Raw genomic sequence first — 18,650 nt, forward strand, 5'->3', positions numbered from 1 at the left:
TCTTTTTTATAATAAGCAATTCACGTTATTTTATTGAAATATTAACTCCTAGGCTGAAAGATCTTGCCTTGTAATATGCATTATCTGCATTAAACATATCAATATAAGAATTATTGGTTCCGGTAACCTGAATTTCCGGATCTAATCCTTTATACTTTGTAATTACAAACAGGTTATTGCCTGTTACAAAAACCCTTAAATTATCAAAATGGTCGGAGACTTTGCCAATCGTATAACTTAAGGTCGCATTATCCATTCTTAGGAAGGAGGCATTCTGAAGCCATTTATCAGACGCTACCTTATCATCCTTGTCTCCGCTTTCCAGACCGGTTTTAGTCGTATTTCCATTTTTGAGGTTTCCTATATTATCAATAAGCATCCGGGTATTATTGAAATTCTTCAGGCCGGATACACCGCGCAGGAAAAAATTCAAGCTCAATTTTTTATAGGAAATTGAATTGTTAATACCGTAAGTAAATTTAGGTGCGGGGTCAATATAACGCTTCATATCATTATTTAAAGCGTCTTTACCTACCGTCCCGCCTTTTCCATCGTCAAAGAGCTCTTTTCCTTTGTCATCCAGGCCTACGTAATGCGGTAAATAAAATACATAAGGTGAGTAGCCTACCTGCAAATAGGTAATAGGTGAATTGGATAAACCTCTTCCCACGGCATAACCTGCAGGAATGTGATCAGTATTCAGATCATAACCATTATAAGTTCCTGCCAGGCTTTGTACTTTTGTTTTTACAAAGCTGATTTGACCGCCTAAACTCCAGTTAACCTGCTCTCCCCGTATAATATCACCATTCAGTTGTATCTCCAAACCTTTGTTTGTTAAGTCACCCACATTTGCCCAGATGTTGTTTACAAAGAATGGTGGTGTTGGTACGGTATAATTATATAACAGGTCTTTGGTCTTGTCACTAAACACATTTATATTCCCCGAAAACCTGTTTCTGAATAATGCAAAGTCGAGTTGGAAATTAGCTCCCTGCCTGGTTTCCCATCTCAGATCAGGATTAGCGTTTTGTGAGGGTGAATATGCTGTCCGATAATTAAAGCTGGGTGTGGCAGGGTTATAAAACGTACCACTTCCTCCTAAAAGCAATAAGGTCTGATAGGGGGTCAATGCATCAGAGTTACCGGTTCTACCCCAACCAGCACTGAGTTTTAATTCGTTGATCCAACCGATATATTTTATAAATTCCTCCTGACTTAACCGCCATGCTGCAGATACAGACGGGAAATATCCCCATTGGTGGTTGATACCAAATTTAGAGGATCCATCTCTTCTGAGGCTTGCTGTAAGATAATAGCGGGCATCATAATTATACATTATACGTCCCATAAATGAAATCAGCCTATAGGCATTTTTATAGGAAGCAATCGTATTCTTTGCCGGGTTGCCGCCACCAAGGTTATTGTTCTGATTAGGGTCATATAAATAGTTTTCACCGGCTGCGTTTGAATTATCGTATGTAAAATAGTTATATTCATAAACACCGGTTGCATTGATATTGTGTTTCCCAAAACTTTTTACATAAAAAGCATGCAATTCGCCCCGTTTTGAATCGTTGTTTTCTGAATATTTACTTCCGCTATTAATATTTCCGTAACCAGGTAATACAGGGGTATATGCATCCGTCTGCCTATTAAAGAAAGACATAGAACCGGCGGCGCCCAATTTTAGCCCGTCAATGATCTCGTAATCAATTGATCCGTTCCACAAATTTGTCTGGTCTCTTGATTGGTTTAGCCGCATTTCCTGTAATGGAACCGGGTTATAAATATCATAGTCATTTCTGAATGCATAATAAGCTCCTGTTGAATCATAGACCGGTGCTATTGGTGCCATCTGCAACACATAGTAGAAAATATTAAAATCGGTCCATTTTCTGATTGCGCGGTTCGCATTAATGCCCAGGTTAATAACCAGCTTATTATTTAATGCTTTTTGCTGGGCATTGAAATTTAAGCCGTACATTTCTTTGCCGGAATTGATGACAATTCCTTCATTCTTTAAATAGCTCAAAGAACCATGATAAGTAAAGCCGCCGGTTCCCCCGGATATGCCTACATTATGACTGGTGGTAGGAGCTGTACGGGTTATTGCATCGACCCAATCCGTATTCCCATTACGTAAGGTGGAACCCCCTGCGAAGTTATCAGTAGTACCTCCGGCGTCAGTAAATTCCTTGGCATTCAGCAAGTCATATTTTTTGGCATTTTTATCAAACCCGATCGTTCCGGTATAATCGATCACCGCCTTTCCGGCAGCTCCCTTCTTGGTAGATATTAATATAACACCGTTTGCTCCCCTGGCACCATAAATAGCAGTTGCTGATGCATCTTTTAAAATGTCGTAGGTTACGATATCAGCCGGACTGATACTGGAAATCTGATTTGGATCCGGCAATTGTACTCCATCAACCACAATCAAGGGCGCCTGGTTTCCTGCAAGGGAAGTTTGACCACGCAACCGGATACTTATATTCTGGTTGGGATCGCCACTGGGTTGAGTAATAACCACGCCCGAAACTTTGCCTGCGATCTGCTGCATGGGATTGGTAATAGGACCCTGATTAAATTCTTTACTGGAAACGTTGGCAACTGCTCCGGTAACATCTTTTTTCCGGGCAGTACCGTATCCGATAACCACCACTTCGTTCAGGTCGCTTTTCTGCTCTTCTTTTAATACAATGGTCAGTGGTTCAGTACCGGAGATGGCTACGTTCTGGGTAATAAAGCCAATAGCACTGACTTCCACAGATGTTGTATTGCCCGGAACAGTTATTTGGAAATTTCCATCTGCATCAGCAGCAGTGCCGGTCTGGCTTTTCTTTTCCAGGATGCTGGCTCCCGGAACAGCCATCCCTTTTTCATCTGTAACTTTCCCGGTAATTGTTTTTGTTTGTGAAAAGGCTGAAACAGCCCAGAATACTCCCAGCAACGCCAGCAGTATTTTTCGCGGAGTTTTATTTTTCATGTACAATCGTTTTTTCAAAAATAGTGTATTTAATACACATTAACAAAATTTAAACAATCTGTTTTGAAAGCCTTAACGAAAAACAAAAGAAGGTTTACCATTTTCTGTAACTGGAAATTCATCGGTGTTCTGCTCCAATTTATTAATTTTGAAGGGCAATAAATGCCCTTAATGGAAGAGTTATTACACCGCACGCTTAAAAATTATTTTGGCTATGACTCTTTCCGTCCTTTGCAGTTGGCTATTATTAAGACCGCTATTGAAGGGAAAGATGTTTTGGCACTAATGCCTACAGGAGGCGGGAAATCTTTATGCTATCAGATTCCGGGACTGAGTAAAGAAGGTTTATGCCTGGTGATCTCTCCCTTAATTGCATTGATGAACGATCAGGTGCAAAACCTGCGCAAAAAGAATATTACGGCCTTTGCCATTCATACCGGTATGTCGCGCAGGGAAGTGATCAATGTTTTGGAAACTGCTGCCCACAGCAATTGTAAGTTTTTGTATGTTTCGCCTGAGCGGCTGGGAACCGCTTTATTTAAAGAATATCTGCCGGCCCTGGGCGTTCGTCTTATAGCGGTAGATGAAGCGCATTGCATTTCTCAATGGGGATATGATTTCCGCCCTTCTTACCTGCGTATTGCGCTCCTGCGGGAGGAACTGCCGGGTGTGCCGGTCATTGCCTTAACCGCTTCCGCCACACCAAAGGTGCAGGAAGATATTTGTTTAAAATTATCTCCGGAGGGCGAAAACAGGTTTAAAATCTTCCGGCAGTCTTTTGAGCGACCTAATCTTTCATACAGTGTTATAAAAACAGGCAGCCGTATTCAGAAAATCACAGAAATTTTAAAAAAAATAACCGGCACTGCGATCATTTATTGTAAAACGAGAAAGCATACAAAGGAAATAAAAGACCTGCTGCTGATGGAAGGCTTTTCGGCGGACTATTATAATGCCGGCTTAACTGCTGAAGAACGCAGCCGGAAACAGCAGGACTGGATACAGAACCGGACCCGCGTAATTGTTTGCACCAATGCGTTTGGAATGGGGATTGATAAGCCGGATGTGCGGATCGTGATCCACGCGGCTATTCCGGATTGCCTGGAAAGCTACTACCAGGAAGCAGGGCGTGCAGGGCGGGATGGTGAAAAAGCATATGCCGTTTTGTTATATAATGAGCCGGAACTGCAGGCGCTGGAACAGCTTACCGAACAGCGTTTTCCCTCTTTGGAAACCATACGAGCCGTTTATGGCAGCGTGGTCAATTACCTGCAATTACCGGAAGGGGAAGCACCGGGTGAGTTTTACGATTTTGACCTGAAAGATTTTATTAAAAAATTCGGGCTGGACATTACTACTGCCATTTATAGTTTAAAAGCACTGGAACAGGATGGATGGCTGAGCTTTAATGAGCAGGTATTTATACCGGCAACCGTGCGTTTTACCACATATAAAGAAACGTTGTACGAATACGAAGCTACCCATGCAGACCTTGAGCCCCTTATAAAAACCCTGTTGCGCACTTATGAGGGTATTTATGATTACCCTGTCGGGATATCAGAATCATATATAGCCTACCTGATGAAAACGGACGCTGCTGCTGTAAAAGAACAACTGCTCCGGCTGCATGCCGATGGCATTATCGATTACCAACCCAAAAAAGAGGACCCGCAATTGATGCTTACGCGAACAAGGGTAAGAATTGCCGACCTGCAGATCAATACCAAAAATTATGACGCCCGCAAGCGGCTTTTTGCAGAGCGCATAGCGCAGATGAAAAAATATGTTACCAGTGAAACAGAATGCCGCAGTAAGATGATTGGTAATTATTTCGGGGATACGGAAATAAAGGACTGCGGTATTTGTGACAATTGTTTAAAAAGGAGGAATAGCCAGCTAAGCCGGAAAACATTCGACAGTATCCAGGCAAAGATCAGGGAAACGCTCACTGATCCCTGCACCATTCCGCAATTGATGGCACAGCTACAGGATACCGACAAAGAACAGGTATGGACGGTGATCAATTTTCTTACCAGAGAAGAAAAGATCCGGATGCTGGAAGATGGAAGGGTATGCTGGAATAACTGAGGGAAATGTAGAATATAAAATGAGAAATATAAAAAGGGTGGCTTTTATACCTGGCAAGGCCGTAGACCAGGTAAAATGCTGCGCTGCAACTCTCCCGATTTTCGGGACATCGCTGCGAGCAATTTTTGGTCTGATTAAAAAGTTTCCCACAAAAACGCAACCTTTTTTATTGGGCTGTAAGGAATCTTGCTTGCATGTTATGTTCCGCTGTTCCGAACCTTCGGAACGCAGCCTTCCGCCAATAGCGGAAGCGCAGATGGGCAATTATCAGCGCTATTAGCAATTTCTGCGGGAACATTACCGCTTAGGCTTTTTCTTTTGGTGCCCCTAAAAATACGAGCGTGTTGAGAATAAATGGACCTCATCTGCTTTGGAGGGCTTTTGATACCCCGGTTAGCTGGTTGCAATGCTTAGATCTATAATAAATTCCATTTTCGCATAATACGGCGGGTTCTGTGCCATAGCTCGGTCAGAAGCTCTTCTAAAAATACAATATTGCACAAATTAAAAACCTCCGGAAAAATCCGGAGGTACATAACTAAATTAAAAACACGCCTAAATTTTTACTCCAAATGTCAGTACAATCCTTGAGCCATTTAACTGAAGAGTTGCCGGATCAAAATTATTTTTATTTTCTAAACGATAGGGGTAATATACATCTTCCTTTGCGGTATAGATATACCCCAGGTCAATAAAGAAGCCACGGTTGCGGTAACCCACGCCGGCCGTTCCCTGGTACATATTCCCTTTTTCACCTGCAAGATCTTTATAAGGGTTGCCGTAATAGGCACCCCCGATACGGGCCATAAAAGTGTTGAATTTGAGCTCAGCGCCCAGGCGGGCATTAACAGTGCCTTTATAAGCGTTGCCGATTGACGTATTTAAGCCGTGCAGATACGCATCGTCTGACGGATCATCATCCTGTGCGGACCTGAACCGGGAAGACATATAGTTCATGTATTCAACATCTGCTGTAACCAGGCCTCTCTGGCTGCTGACATTGTTCAGGTTGCCAAAAAGATAGGTAAGGCTGCCCATTAAACGATAGGGCGTCTGCAGGGTATAGTCAAAAACGGAAACATCATTGGGGCGTGATTCCGATTCGTTCTTACCTTCATTCTGTGGTAAGCCTTCGGTGTTTGCCCATGCGCGCGCATCATAGGTATCCGTTAAGGAATACCAGGTAGGTGAAATGGCTGAAACGCCGATCCTGAAATTTTGCACCGGTGCAAAAACAGCTCCCAGCTTCAGGTTGATCCCCATGCCCTTTGTGGTTAAATAGTCGTCAAACTGTGCACCATCAAAATTATTATTAGGATTGGTGGTAGGATCCAGCTCATCAAATGTTCGTGTAGCACGGTAACGCAGTACCGGCATACCAATCGAACCTCCCAGGTAAACATTGTCGTTAAGATTAGCCGCTCCGCCAATAGCTATTTCTGTAATACCGCCCTCAGATATTAAGGTTCCGTGCTGTTGAACACCAGTGCTGGATACAATGGCATCCGCCGGGGAAAACAGGTGCTGGTTAGCGTCATCAGTAATCCAGTGTACGTTATATGCTAACTGGCTTCCGTAGGTACTTAGGTTGCCATTGTTGGCGTTCACGTCTTCTATAAACATATCTGCCATAGAGCTTTTCTGGTTCAGACCATTGAACTCGATCCGGTTATTAAAGTCAGCTACCCGGCTAACACCAATACCAAAGGCTGAGCTTTTTAAAGCGCTGCCGCCTCTTGTGGTATTGGCAAGGACAATACCTGTAGTGCCCAAAAAACCGCTGGTTTTATTGTCCTTAACAGATTGACCAAAGTAAGTGGCTTTATTATTCAGTATATTAAGGCCACCGGAAATGACAGCATCTCCCGTTTTATAAAAACCAAGGTTGGCCGGGTTGGTAAAAAGGGTTGAAATTTCTCCCCCTATAGAGCCGCTTGCGCCTCCCATAGCCTGAATGCGGGCGGTGCCCTGTGCCGGGTACCAGGAGTAACGCAGGGCGTCTTCAGGTGTTTGTGCCAACAGATAGCTGCCGGAGGTTAACAATAATCCTGCTAAAATGACTTTCTTCATTAATAATTAATTTCGTGTTTGAGTATTAGAATCTCCTTCCGCTGCCACCACCGGTACCTCCGCTGGCACGTCCGCCACCGCCGCCGGAAGAAGCAGGAGGGGAATAGGAGGGGGTTGATGATCTGCTGTTGTCTATGCTTGGCCTGTATGTTTCCGTTCTTGATGATCGGTTGTAACGCTGAGCAGCATTATTGCTATTGTAATCATTACCCCGGGAGAACCGGTCACGAAGGGCGTTCACCCTTCCCTGGGCGCTTGAATTTCCGGGGTTCGTATTTACACTTCTGTCGCTTCTTATACCGTAGGTTCCATAATTGCCGGTGCTGCGGCTGGTAACGGTTGTTCCGTTACCCCCGACCCTGCGGCCGGCGGCACCACCTACAGCACTTCTGTCTGTAGCTCCTCTGCCATTAAGAATATTCGGGTTATAAGTATTCAGGTTCACCCTTCTTTGCTGATAATTGACCCTGCTGCCAACAATGATCCCGGGGCCATAGCCGTAATAATACGGGCTGCCCCACCAGCCGGTATACCAGGGGTCATACCAGCCCCAGCCGCCATACCAGCTGGTGTACCAGGGATTGTAATAACCGCCACCCCAGCCCCAGGCATAGCCTAATCCTAATCCGCCATACCATCCCCAGCCGGGGTAATAGGGGTTGTAATACATGTTCCAGTATCCAACCGGCGACCAGGGACTGTTCCAGTAAAAAGGATCGTTCCAGTAATACCAGTTGTTATAATAGCTATAGTCATAACGGCCACCGTAATAATACCAGTCATCCAGGTCGGACCACAAATAGCGGTTCCGCACTTTCATACGCAGGTACCGGTCGTCATAATCGGCATAATCATCCTCATCATCATAGGCTTCATAATCCCTGTAACGCTTGTCATCAGATTGGCGCACATTGGCATACTCATCCTGCGGCGGCGGCAGTGAATTATATACATCATCCGGCGTTTGCCCGGTTTTATAGGCTGTTGCACAACTGCCCAGCAGCATTGTGAAGCCCAGCAGTACAAAAAGTGTTTTAAAATTCATTTTGGTGCTGTTTAAATTATTTTTTAAGTAGTATCGTTTTAATATTAACAGGCAATTGCAGTTAATTCTTAATGTTTTAACTATACATTTGCAATTGTTGATAAAGTTACATTAATATTGATGTACCCTTTGTTAAAATGGATGCAAAATAAGTTGTTTTTACATACTTACAAGACGAAAAAAACGTTAGGGGCGCAACAGATTCCCCCGGCAGCGTTTGCAGATACGAACTATTAATAAAAAATTATGAGCAAGGAAGTTACTTCAAGAGCAACAGATTATGCACAATGGTACAATGACCTGGTAATAAAAGGGGGCCTGGCAGATTATTCTGCTGTACGCGGCTGTATGGTCATTAAGCCTTATGGTTATACTTTATGGGAAAACATGCAGGCTGCAATGGATAAAATGTTTAAGGATACAGGGCATGTGAATGCTTATTTTCCGCTTTTTATTCCTAAAAGCTTTTTAAGCAGGGAAGCTGCCCATGTGGAGGGATTTGCAAAAGAATGCGCTGTGGTTACTCATTACCGTTTAAAAAATGACCCGGACGGGAAAGGCGTGGTGGTAGACCCGGAAGCAAAGCTGGAGGAAGAGCTGATTGTGCGTCCCACCAGCGAAACCATTATCTGGAATACATACAAGGACTGGATTCAATCCTACCGCGATCTGCCATTGCTGATCAACCAATGGGCGAATGTGGTTCGCTGGGAAATGCGCACCCGTTTATTCCTGCGCACGGCAGAGTTTTTATGGCAGGAGGGGCATACGGCACACGCAACCAGTGAAGAGGCGGTAGAAGAAGCACGAAAGATGCTGGATGTATATGCCACTTTTTCTGAAGAAGTAATGGCCATACCGGTTATTAAGGGCACCAAAACAGAGAGTGAGCGCTTTGCGGGCGCGGTAGATACCTATTGTATTGAAGCATTGATGCAGGATGGTAAAGCGCTTCAGGCAGGAACCTCTCACTTCCTGGGGCAGAACTTTGCAAAGGCCTTTGATGTCAGATTCCTGAATAAGGAGAACCAGCAGGAATATGTGTGGGCTACCAGCTGGGGAACCAGCACCCGTATGGTAGGCGCATTAATTATGGTGCACAGTGATGACGAAGGCCTGGTACTGCCTCCTAAAATAGCACCGCTGCAGGTGGTGATCATTCCTATTTACAAGGGGCAGGAACAAAAAGAGCTGATTGATGCAAAAGCCCGTGAGATACTGGAAAACCTCAAAAGCAAAGGTATCCGTGCAAAATATGATGATAATGACAACAGCCGCCCGGGCTGGAAATTTGCCGAATATGAAATGAAAGGAGTACCTGTGCGGCTGGTGCTGGGCGCCCGTGACCTTGAGAATAATAAGATTGAAGTAGTGCGCCGCGATACCCGAGAGAAGAAAACGGTAAACCTGGATGGTATCGCCCAGTATGTTGACGGCCAGCTGGTGGAAATGCAGTTTGAAATGCTGCAAAGGGCCAGGAAGTTTATGGAGGAGCATATAACACCTGTGGATACCTGGGAGGATTTTATAAAAACGCTTGATGAAAAAGGCGGCTTTGTAGCAGCGCACTGGGACGGAACTGTGGAAACGGAAGCTGCGATCAAAGAACAAACAAAAGCCACTATTCGTTGTATTCCTTTGGAAAATAAGCAGGAGGATGGCGTTTGTATTTTTTCAGGAAAACCTTCTAAGGAAAGGGTGCTGTTTGCAAGGGCGTATTGATGTTCCTGGTTTAATGTTTGACAATGAACCGGGGCGCCACCGTGGTTTGTGTACGTACTATTGCCGTCAACTTATGGCTTGAGCCTACAGCTTTCCGCTTTTATTACTGTCCCCTTATCAGTATAGCAATTTCGAAGCAATACGCTGCCGCTCTTTTCAGGCCCGGAAGGCCATCGGCCTGGTTCATAGAACAGGGCTGGCGAAAAAGCCTGTTTAAAGTTGATTGTCGTTCTGAACTTGTTTCAGAATCTATTGACAATCAGATGCCACTTTAGATGCTGAAATAATCCCGAATCTATCCTATGGTGTGGACACAAATATTTTTTTCAAAAGGATGTTGCATACCGATGGATAACCTGCAATGGCGGTAATTATTGTTCCGCCGCGCGGCGGCTCTGTGATGAAAACCCAATGCCCGGTGGTGTCAGGGTTATTTTAGAGCTGAATGCACACGATAGGAATCTATCGGGACAGTATGATAAAAGGGCTTTTTTAGTCATTCCCAAAAAATCCCTATAGAACTTTAAGTGCCATCGGCACGATGCATTTCTTTAGAAATAGGAAGCGTTCCAGATAGTAATACTCAAAAAATTGGGCTTCCTCTCTTAAATTGACGGACACCCGCCTAATCAGCTTGTACCGTAGGTTCAGAATTCGGACACAGGCAGGCAACCGGCACCCAGTGAAAGAGCGGATTGGAAGCTCTGATAACTGAAGACTGATAACTCAATACTCAATTAGCCGGCCCAATACTGCTATTTGTAATCCATTATACTAAGACGGTGTTGGCAAAAACGATATTCCGTTTCATCATTGCTGCCCACTAAAACCAGCCGGTTGGTACAATACTGATCAATAAGGGAATAATAAAGCGCTATGCCCTGCTGATCCAGGTTGGTGCAGGGTTCATCCAGGATAACCACTGCGGTGTCGGAATAGATGCATTGTGCCAGTTTGGCCCTTTGTTTCATTCCGCTTGAAAATTGCTGAATGCGTTTGTCGCCAGCCGCTTCCAGCCCCAGCTCTTCAATGATTCTTTTGGGAGTGCAGCCGGGCAATAAAGGCTTAAAACGCTGATGGAACTCCAGAAATTCCAACAGGGTCATTTCTTCAATAACCTCAAGATAAGGCGCGCAATAGGAAATATGCCGGAATATTTTGTCGGCAGGAATACTGGCTGCTGCAGACCATCTGCATGCTCCTTCATTTAACGTAAGGGAACCACTGATCACCTGGAGCAGGGTGCTTTTGCCAGAGCCGTTGGAGCCGGTAATGGCATAGCTGTTTCCTGATTCAAACCGGCAGGTAAGGTCTTTGAAAATCCAGTCACGGTTAAACCGTTTCCCGGCCTTATTCAAGGCTATCGTCATCTCCATTTCCTTTGGAGTATCTTTTAATAATGCCACGCGTGCTTTCCTGGATGAAGGCAAGGATCTCATCCCGCTCATCAGTTACCGGAAATTCTTCTTCCAGCAGTTGCACGGCCTGGGTTACATTCAGCCCCCGGTTGTAGAGGATGCGGTAAATATCCAGGATATGATTGATCTGTTCTACAGAATACCCGTTCCGCTTTAAGCCTACGGAATTAATGCCGGCATAGCTTAAGGGCTGCCGGGCGGCCTTTATATAAGGAGGCACATCCTTGCTTACCAGCGATCCGCCGCTGATAAAGGCATAGGAGCCGATCTTTACGAACTGGTGAACAGCGCAAACCCCGCCAAAGCCTACATGGCTGCCCAATACCACGTGCCCTGCAATTTGGGTGCTGTTGCTTAGGGTACAATAGTCGCCAATAATACAATCGTGGCCGATATGGCTGTAGGCAAGGATCCAGCAGCCTCTTCCAACAACGGTTTTCCAGCGGTCGGCCGTACCCCGGTGGATGGTCACAAACTCACGGATCACACAATCATCACCAATCTCAACAGTGGTCTTTTCCCCCTGGAATTTTTTATCCTGGGGTTCTGAGCCAATTACGGTACCCGGGAATATTTTGCAGTTTTTGCCAATGCGGGTACCTTCCAATATGGTTACATTAGAGCCGATCCATGTACCTTCACCAATTTCAACATCCTGATGAATTACAGTAAAAGGGTCAATTTTTACGTTCCGCGCTACCTTCGCATCCGGATGTATGTATGAATTAAAGTGAATCATGTATTGCCGAATGAACCTGATTTTTTAAAAATATGGCGCAAATTTAGACATTCAGTCTATAATTGGTAATTATTTTTTTTCAGTAAGAAGTTGCAAATCAGTTATTATTACGAACAATTGACATTCTTCAGTTGCTTTTGCCAAAGTTTGGGAATACCTTTGGCAACGGTTATGAGTGCATCAGAGGAAAGTATAAGGTTAAGTTTCAAAGACTTGGAACAGCCACAAGCATTGGAGCTGTTATCCCACCGGGTACAGCAGATCCCGGGGGCCGTTCAGTATGAAATAAAAAGATACAACCGCCCAGGAAATAATTTAACAGAAGATATGGGAATGCTGGTGTATAAATATAACAGCCAGAAGCCCAAAGAAAATAACCTGCAGCTGAAATTTTGTGTTGCGGGAAACATGTATTGCTCCAGGGATAACTGCAGTAAATGCTCAATAGGCAATGCAAAAAACTGTGCAGACAGCGTGAACAGCCTTGATGTGGTGCAGGTAAAGTTCTCCCCGGCTCAACTATCCCGCTTTATCAAATCCAGAACCAGCAATAGTTTTAGCGATTCATTGCTGAAGTTCCGGCATAAAGTGTCTTTTACACGTATCCTGCCGCTTTGCTGTAAAACAAAATCGGTTATAGAAGGTCTCCTGGGGCATACCTATAACGGTACACTGGAAAATATTTATGTAAATGCCCAGTTGCAGATGCTGCTGCTGCTGACTATGGACTCCATGGCCGATGAGAAGGAACTGGAAGTAATTAATTGCAGGTTCTTATCCAATGCAGCCGACAAAGTAAAAGTGGAGCAGGCCCGGGATATACTGATCAAGCATATAGGTGAGCCGATCACCATAAAGGAACTGAGCCGCAAGGTAGCCATGAATGAATGCTATCTGAAAAAAGGATTTAAGGAAATGTATGGCACCACGATCTTTGATTTTTACCAGAACCAGCGTATGGAACATGCAAAATACCTGCTTTATGAAAAGGGGCTGAGTGTTACGGATGTGTCTATGATGCTGGGTTATTCCTCTATTTCCCATTTCAGCACTGCCTTTAAACGGCTTACCGGGTTAAAACCCTGTGAACTGCTGTTTGCTGCCAGGTAAAGAAGATCTGTAAGGTTTTTAAAACCTTACAGATCTTAATGCCTTTTATTTACCCACAGTTTTCCCTATCTTATTTCCTTTTATTGCAAAGAACAGGATAAAAGCATAACAGGGAACCATGATCCAGAAAGCCTGCTGCATTCCTGTTTGCGTACTCAGTACCGCCCATAATTTGGGAATAATAGCACCCCCCGCAATACCAATGATCAACAGAGCTGAACCGGTCTTTAAATATTTTCCCAAGCCATCTATAGACAATGGCCAGATAGCCGGCCACATAGGCGCATTGGCAAAGCCAAGCAAGGCTAAGCACAGAATGGAGTAATTGCCCGGCAGGTAAATGACACCAATTGACAAAATAATACCCAGCACAGCTGCAAATTTTAATGCAGTGCCCTGGGAAATGATTTTGGGTATTAATACAATACCTAAAAGATAACCTGCCAGCATGCCCAGCATGGTGTATGTGGTAAAATGCTTTATAACATCAGTAGGCATTCCCAGGCCGTTTTTACCATATAGCTGGATGATATCGCCCGCAATTACCTCCACGCCTACATAGAGAAAGATGGTTGCAAAGCCCAGCCATAAATAAGGGTATTTGAAAATACTGCTTCTGTCTGCTGTAGCATGCCCCGGGTTTGTTTCTTCTTCATTTTTAATATCCGGCAAAGAAGAAAAACGAATAGCAACCGCCAGCAGCACAAAACAAATGGCGATGATGATATAAGGGCTTATGATTTTTGAAGCCAATTCATCAAGCAGGGCGTTTTTCTGCGCTAAAGGCAGTGAGGAAGCATTTTCATATTTGTCCATGCCGTTTAGCAGCACAGCGCCCATTACAAGAGGAGCAATAGCGCCGGCGCCTTTATTACAAATGCCCATTACGCTGATGCGTTTTGCAGCGCTTTCTATAGGGCCAAGAATCGTGATATAAGGGTTGGAAGCGGTTTGCAGCAGCGCCATACCAATACCAATGATGAATAAACCGGTAAGGAACAGGCCAAATGTACGGCTAAAGGCCGCAGGAATGAACACAAGTGCGCCTAAAGCCATTATAATAAGGCCTACAATCATTCCTCTTTTAAACCCTGTTTTTTTCAGTACCCATGAAGAGGGAAATGCCATTACAGCATAGGCAATATAAGATGCAAAAGTTACCAGCACTGCCTGGTCCGATGTTAATTCGCAAGCTTTCTGAAGATAGGGAATTAAGGTGCTGTTTACCCAGGTTACAAAACCAAAAACAAAAAATAAGACGCCTATAATAATAGTAGGGATCAAATAGCTTTTGGAATTGTTTGATAAAGAATCCGTAGCAGGCATAGCTGATGTTTTGTTGAAGTGCTAAAAATAGCAAATTTATTTTTGCTTCCTGCAATTACTGCAACCGTTTGCGCATAAAAAAAGCATGAACTCAGATCTGTTCATGCTTTTCCTGGCCGACTCTTCTCTCAGGCTCCTGAATATCTTAAAGAAGGGTAGGTCTTTTGCGCCAGGGCATAAATACCAAACAGGATTGTAGTATAAAACAGATCGCCTCCAAAAGCGCCTAAAAATAACTGATTGCTGAACTGGTTGTAAAACGGCAGCGCCCGCAGGTAGGTCATGCCTAAGCTAAGGCCCGGCTCATATTCAATGCTTCCGGGGATCGTACTGCCCACCCAGGTACCAAAATTAGAAACGATCCAGAAAATAGCAGAACCGGTTAATGAATAGCCCAGCACCTTAAGTGCTTTGGGTTGCCCCATAGTAGTGCCCAGCGCTGTAACCAGCAGCATGCCTCCATAAACAAATAACTGGCTGATACCGTAAAAGCCCGTCGTTCCTGTAAGGCTGAAAAAAACGTCGGAAACAAGATAAGCGGCAACCGGCACCAGGTAGGCCAGCCATTTTTTATTGAGTGTAGCCCCGCTGAATAAAGCCATACCCACCAGCGGTGTAAAATTGTACGGGTGCGGAAGAATGCGGCTTAATGCAGCCAGCAGAATCATTATAGTAATCACCCAGAACCTGTTTGTTATTTTCATAATGAAAATTAAAATGTTTATAATGTAAAGGTAAAAAACTTTTAGGAATCATAAGGATGCAGCTTATTGAAGGGTACATAATATTTTGTGATTGGGATAGGCGTGTCTACCGGCCGGCAGGCACGCACCACGGCGAAGGCCATGGTTCGTGTTTCATGAACCGAAAAATGTTATACATTTTTTATTCGGGGGGGTGACGCATAGAAATATAAAAATTCGCCACTGATACCCGCCTGAACGGCCCGAAACTTCAGGACGGCCAGGTATTCATAAAAGCGCTGCTAACCCTATTAATTTGGTGGACTAATTATTTTAAGCTTTCTTTGCAACATGTTATTAAATACTTCTATATACACCAAACAGACCGCCAGAGCATTTCCTGCTTTTTGCTTTCGATGTTGGCAGTGTTGAAGGCGGTAAACCGCCCACTAAACCAGCGCCTGCCGGCAGCTCCGGCCTGTTGACCAGGCATAACCTATATTATTTATTATTAAAACTGTTATGATGTTTTTGTTGAATTCAACCACAAGAAAGCTGTTTTATACAGCTGCTGTTCTTATTGCTTCCACATTTATTACTTTACAGGTAGCTGCGCAGACATCCACAATAACTGGTAAGGTAACTTCTGAAAATGGCCCTGTAGAAAACGCCCTGATCCTGGCCGGCAGCCAGAATACCAATACAGATATAAACGGGAGTTATTTGCTTTCCGTAACGCCGGGTACTATAACGGTGGAGGCATCTTTAGCTGGTTATCATCCCCAAAAGAAGACCATTACTGTTGAGGCCGGTCAGACTACGACTGTGGATTTTGTTCTTGAAAGTGCAGGCAACCTGAATGAGGTGGTGGTAGTGGGAAGCCGTAACCCGGGCAGAAGCTCTACAGAAAGCCCTGTTCCGGTAGACGTGATCCCCTTAAAACAGATCGCCAACCAGGTGGGCCAGCTGGATGTGAACCAACTGCTCACTTACCTGGCGCCATCCTTTAACTCCGTAAGGCAATCACTGGGAGATGCAACGGATCATATAGATCCCGCACAGTTGCGTGGTCTGGGGCCGGATCAGGTGCTGGTACTGGTAAATGGTAAAAGATACCATCAAACCTCTTTGCTGAATGTGAACGGAACCGTGAATAAAGGCACTACCGGAACCGACCTGAACTCTATCCCAGCCAGCTCTATTGAGCGGATCGAGATTCTGAGAGACGGAGCCTCTGCGCAGTATGGGTCTGATGCCATTGCAGGGGTGATCAATATTGTTCTGAAAAAAACAACCGGGTTAAGCATCAACGCTTCTTATGGAGGAAACGTAACCAGCTATGATAAAAATTACGGATGGAACCAGTTGCACCCGGATGATCAGTTGCCGGGAAGCGTAAACAAAACCGACGGGCAAAATTTCCAGGTTGCTGCCAACTATGGCGTGCATTTAAAAAAGGGCTACCTGGTTTTTTCTGCAGAATATCTGAAGAGGAATGCCAGCAACCGTACCGGCTTATATACCGGCCAGATATGGCCCAGTGTAAACGGGGTGGACCGTTCCGATAGTATTAATGGAGCCAAAGGAGTTGACCGGAGCAAATTTGATTTCCGGGTGGGGAACTCCGAAATTACCAGCGGGGGCGGTACCGTAAATTTTGCCTATCCCATCAATGATCACCTGGAAGTGTATGCATTTGGTCTGGCCAATTTTAAAGATGGTGTGGCCGGCGGTTTTTACCGGTATCCCAATAATTTAAGACCCGGCGGAAGCATCATCCCCAGCACAGAAGCCGACTATGATTACCAGGATGCTTCTGCCCTGTTGCTGGAAAAATATCCCTATGGCTTTTTACCGCTGGAAGAATCAAAGGTGCGGGACTATAGTATTACCGGTGGGATCAGGGGCAGCCTGGGCGCCTGGAAGGTGGACCTGAGCCAGACCTATGGTGCCAATTCTTATACTTACCTGGTAAGCAATTCTGCCAACTATACACAGGCTTATTTGCCCGGCATGACAGCGGATGCGCTGCAAACTGAATTTAACAGCGGAAAGACAAAGCTTTACCAGGCCATTACCAATCTGGATGTTTCCAGGAAGCATGATGTGCTTTATGGCTTAAATACCGCTTTGGGAGCGGAGTTCCGGGTAGATGGTTATGGACTGGAAGCAGGGGAGCTGAACTCCTATGCCAATCTTACAACAGATAACGGCCTCCAGGGAATAGCCGGCGCACAGGTATTTGCCGGCTTCCTGCCCTCCAATGCCGGCAACTGGAACCGAAATAGTTTTGCACTGTATTCAGATAATGAACTGGACATTACCAAAAACTGGTTACTGGCTGCGGCTTTACGGTATGAGCATTTTTCTGATTTTGGAAGCACGCTGAACTATAAGGTAGCTACCCGTTATAAATTTACAGACTGGCTGGCGCTGCGGGCGGCTGCTTCCAGCGGGTTCCGGGCGCCCTCTTTGCAACAGGAGCATTACTCAAAAGTAACCACCCTGTTTGTGCAGTCGACCTCCGGCGGCGGATTGGTACCCACGCAGTCCGGCACCTTCCCCAATGATTCCAAAATTGCGGATATACTGGGCATTCCCAAATTAAAACAGGAAACTTCCCATTCCTATTCCGTAGGGCTTACAGTAACCCCGGGAAAGGGTTTGAACCTTACGGTAGATGCGTACCAGATCGACATAAAAAACCGCATCATTTTGTCCAATGCCTTTAGCGGGGGAAGTAACGCGGAGCTTACCCAACTGCTGAATGATGCAGGTGCAGGAACCGCTTCAGTTTTTGCAAACGCCATTGATACCCGCTCCAGGGGTATAGAAAGCGTGCTGAGCTATACAAAGAGCTTTGGTACGGATCATCACCTGAACATCAGCCTGGCGCATTCTTATATAGAAAATAAGGTAAGGCGGGATGATAACGGGGCTATCATTATCCATGCATCTGAGGTACTGGAAAATTCAGGGCAGGTTTCCAAGTATTTTAACCGGGCCGACCAGTCGCGCATTGAAACCTATAGTCCGCGTACCAAAGCGATCTTTACAGCGCAATACCGGTATAAAAAAGCAGGTGTTTTGCTGCGCTTCTCTTATTTTGGATCAGTGCAGTCATTAACAGATACTACAGGTGCAGCAGCTGCTTTGGCGCAGAACAAAGCCGGTGGCAATTATGCCTTTAATGCCTTTGATGGAGGCGCTCTTCAATCCCTGGATCAGAAATTCGGTGGAAAAACAATTACTGATTTAACCCTTAGTTATTATATCAACCGCTTTATCACTGTTAGCGTGGGCGCTAATAACCTGTTTGATGTATATCCGGATAAGATCCTCCATTCGGGCAATTCCAACAACAGCATTTTTACCTATTCAAGAGCCGTTTCCCAGTTTGGCTTTAACGGAAGATATGTTTTTGGAAAGCTGCTGTTTAACCTGCCTTAAAAAATATAGT

11 protein-coding genes are annotated in these 18,650 nt (G+C 44.9%); 4 read left to right on the plus strand and 7 right to left on the minus strand.

From position 1 onward, the window contains the following. Window positions 1–25: 25 nt before the first annotated feature. Complete coding sequence (locus A8C56_RS00465) at window positions 26–2,989, minus strand: SusC/RagA family TonB-linked outer membrane protein (protein ID WP_067750657.1); 2,964 nt, start codon at window positions 2,987–2,989, stop codon at window positions 26–28. Between the two features lie 171 nt (window positions 2,990–3,160). Between A8C56_RS00465 and A8C56_RS00470 the strand changes: the two genes are divergently transcribed. Continuing rightward, window positions 3,161–5,077: a RecQ family ATP-dependent DNA helicase gene (locus tag A8C56_RS00470; protein WP_067761374.1), complete on the plus strand. Its 1,917-nt coding sequence runs from the start codon at window positions 3,161–3,163 to the stop codon at window positions 5,075–5,077. A gap of 555 nt (window positions 5,078–5,632) precedes the next feature. On the opposite strand, the gene A8C56_RS00480 is transcribed toward A8C56_RS00470, so the two are convergent. Together A8C56_RS00480 and A8C56_RS00485 are read right to left on the minus strand one after the other, a co-directional pair. Further along, entirely contained in the window at window positions 5,633–7,147 is a 1,515-nt protein-coding gene (locus A8C56_RS00480; RefSeq protein ID WP_067750663.1) for an OmpP1/FadL family transporter, read from the minus strand. 25 nt (window positions 7,148–7,172) lie between these two features. After that, entirely contained in the window at window positions 7,173–8,192 is a 1,020-nt protein-coding gene (locus A8C56_RS00485; RefSeq protein ID WP_067750665.1) for a hypothetical protein, read from the minus strand. A 246-nt stretch (window positions 8,193–8,438) separates the two neighbouring features. On the opposite strand from A8C56_RS00485, the gene proS reads away from it, so the two are divergent. Then, on the plus strand, window positions 8,439–9,914 hold the full coding sequence (gene proS, locus A8C56_RS00490; RefSeq protein ID WP_067750668.1) for a proline--tRNA ligase: 1,476 nt from the start codon (window positions 8,439–8,441) through the stop codon (window positions 9,912–9,914). 755 nt (window positions 9,915–10,669) lie between these two features. On the opposite strand, the gene A8C56_RS00495 is transcribed toward proS, so the two are convergent. After that, complete coding sequence (locus tag A8C56_RS00495) at window positions 10,670–11,284, minus strand: ABC transporter ATP-binding protein (protein WP_067750670.1); 615 nt, start codon at window positions 11,282–11,284, stop codon at window positions 10,670–10,672. Further along, window positions 11,265–12,071: an acyl-ACP--UDP-N-acetylglucosamine O-acyltransferase gene (lpxA, locus tag A8C56_RS00500; protein WP_067750672.1), complete on the minus strand. Its 807-nt coding sequence runs from the start codon at window positions 12,069–12,071 to the stop codon at window positions 11,265–11,267. Before lpxA ends, A8C56_RS00495 begins: the two co-directional genes overlap by 20 nt. A gap of 213 nt (window positions 12,072–12,284) precedes the next feature. On the opposite strand from lpxA, the gene A8C56_RS00505 reads away from it, so the two are divergent. Further along, window positions 12,285–13,181, plus strand: coding sequence for a helix-turn-helix domain-containing protein (locus A8C56_RS00505; RefSeq protein ID WP_245645699.1), 897 nt, complete (start codon window positions 12,285–12,287; stop codon window positions 13,179–13,181). 45 nt (window positions 13,182–13,226) lie between these two features. Here the strand turns inward: A8C56_RS00505 and A8C56_RS00510 are convergent, their stop codons facing one another. Continuing rightward, on the minus strand, window positions 13,227–14,507 hold the full coding sequence (locus A8C56_RS00510) for a sugar MFS transporter (protein ID WP_067750678.1): 1,281 nt from the start codon (window positions 14,505–14,507) through the stop codon (window positions 13,227–13,229). A 128-nt stretch (window positions 14,508–14,635) separates the two neighbouring features. After that, complete coding sequence (locus tag A8C56_RS00515; protein ID WP_067750680.1) at window positions 14,636–15,211, minus strand: DUF6580 family putative transport protein; 576 nt, start codon at window positions 15,209–15,211, stop codon at window positions 14,636–14,638. A 501-nt stretch (window positions 15,212–15,712) separates the two neighbouring features. Here A8C56_RS00515 and A8C56_RS00520 point away from each other — a divergent pair. Beyond that, a complete protein-coding gene (locus tag A8C56_RS00520) occupies window positions 15,713–18,640 on the plus strand; it encodes a TonB-dependent receptor (RefSeq protein WP_218917223.1) in 2,928 nt (975 codons plus the stop codon). Window positions 18,641–18,650: the final 10 nt, after the last annotated feature.

Source organism: Niabella ginsenosidivorans (assembly GCF_001654455.1).
In the GTDB taxonomy this organism is placed as follows: domain Bacteria; phylum Bacteroidota; class Bacteroidia; order Chitinophagales; family Chitinophagaceae; genus Niabella; species Niabella ginsenosidivorans.

Bases quoted from the DNA above. Each gene is read 5' to 3' on its own strand.
- A8C56_RS00465 (WP_067750657.1), bottom strand. From the start codon at position 2,989: ATGAAAAATAAAACTCCGCGAAAAATACTGCTGGCGTTGCTGGGAGTA.
- A8C56_RS00470 (WP_067761374.1), top strand. From the start codon at position 3,161: ATGGAAGAGTTATTACACCGCACGCTTAAAAATTATTTTGGCTATGAC.
- A8C56_RS00480 (WP_067750663.1), bottom strand. From the start codon at position 7,147: ATGAAGAAAGTCATTTTAGCAGGATTATTGTTAACCTCCGGCAGCTAT.
- A8C56_RS00485 (WP_067750665.1), bottom strand. From the start codon at position 8,192: ATGAATTTTAAAACACTTTTTGTACTGCTGGGCTTCACAATGCTGCTG.
- proS (WP_067750668.1), top strand. From the start codon at position 8,439: ATGAGCAAGGAAGTTACTTCAAGAGCAACAGATTATGCACAATGGTAC.
- A8C56_RS00495 (WP_067750670.1), bottom strand. From the start codon at position 11,284: ATGACGATAGCCTTGAATAAGGCCGGGAAACGGTTTAACCGTGACTGG.
- lpxA (WP_067750672.1), bottom strand. From the start codon at position 12,071: ATGATTCACTTTAATTCATACATACATCCGGATGCGAAGGTAGCGCGG.
- A8C56_RS00510 (WP_067750678.1), bottom strand. From the start codon at position 14,507: ATGCCTGCTACGGATTCTTTATCAAACAATTCCAAAAGCTATTTGATC.
- A8C56_RS00515 (WP_067750680.1), bottom strand. From the start codon at position 15,211: ATGAAAATAACAAACAGGTTCTGGGTGATTACTATAATGATTCTGCTG.
- A8C56_RS00520 (WP_218917223.1), top strand. From the start codon at position 15,713: ATGATGTTTTTGTTGAATTCAACCACAAGAAAGCTGTTTTATACAGCT.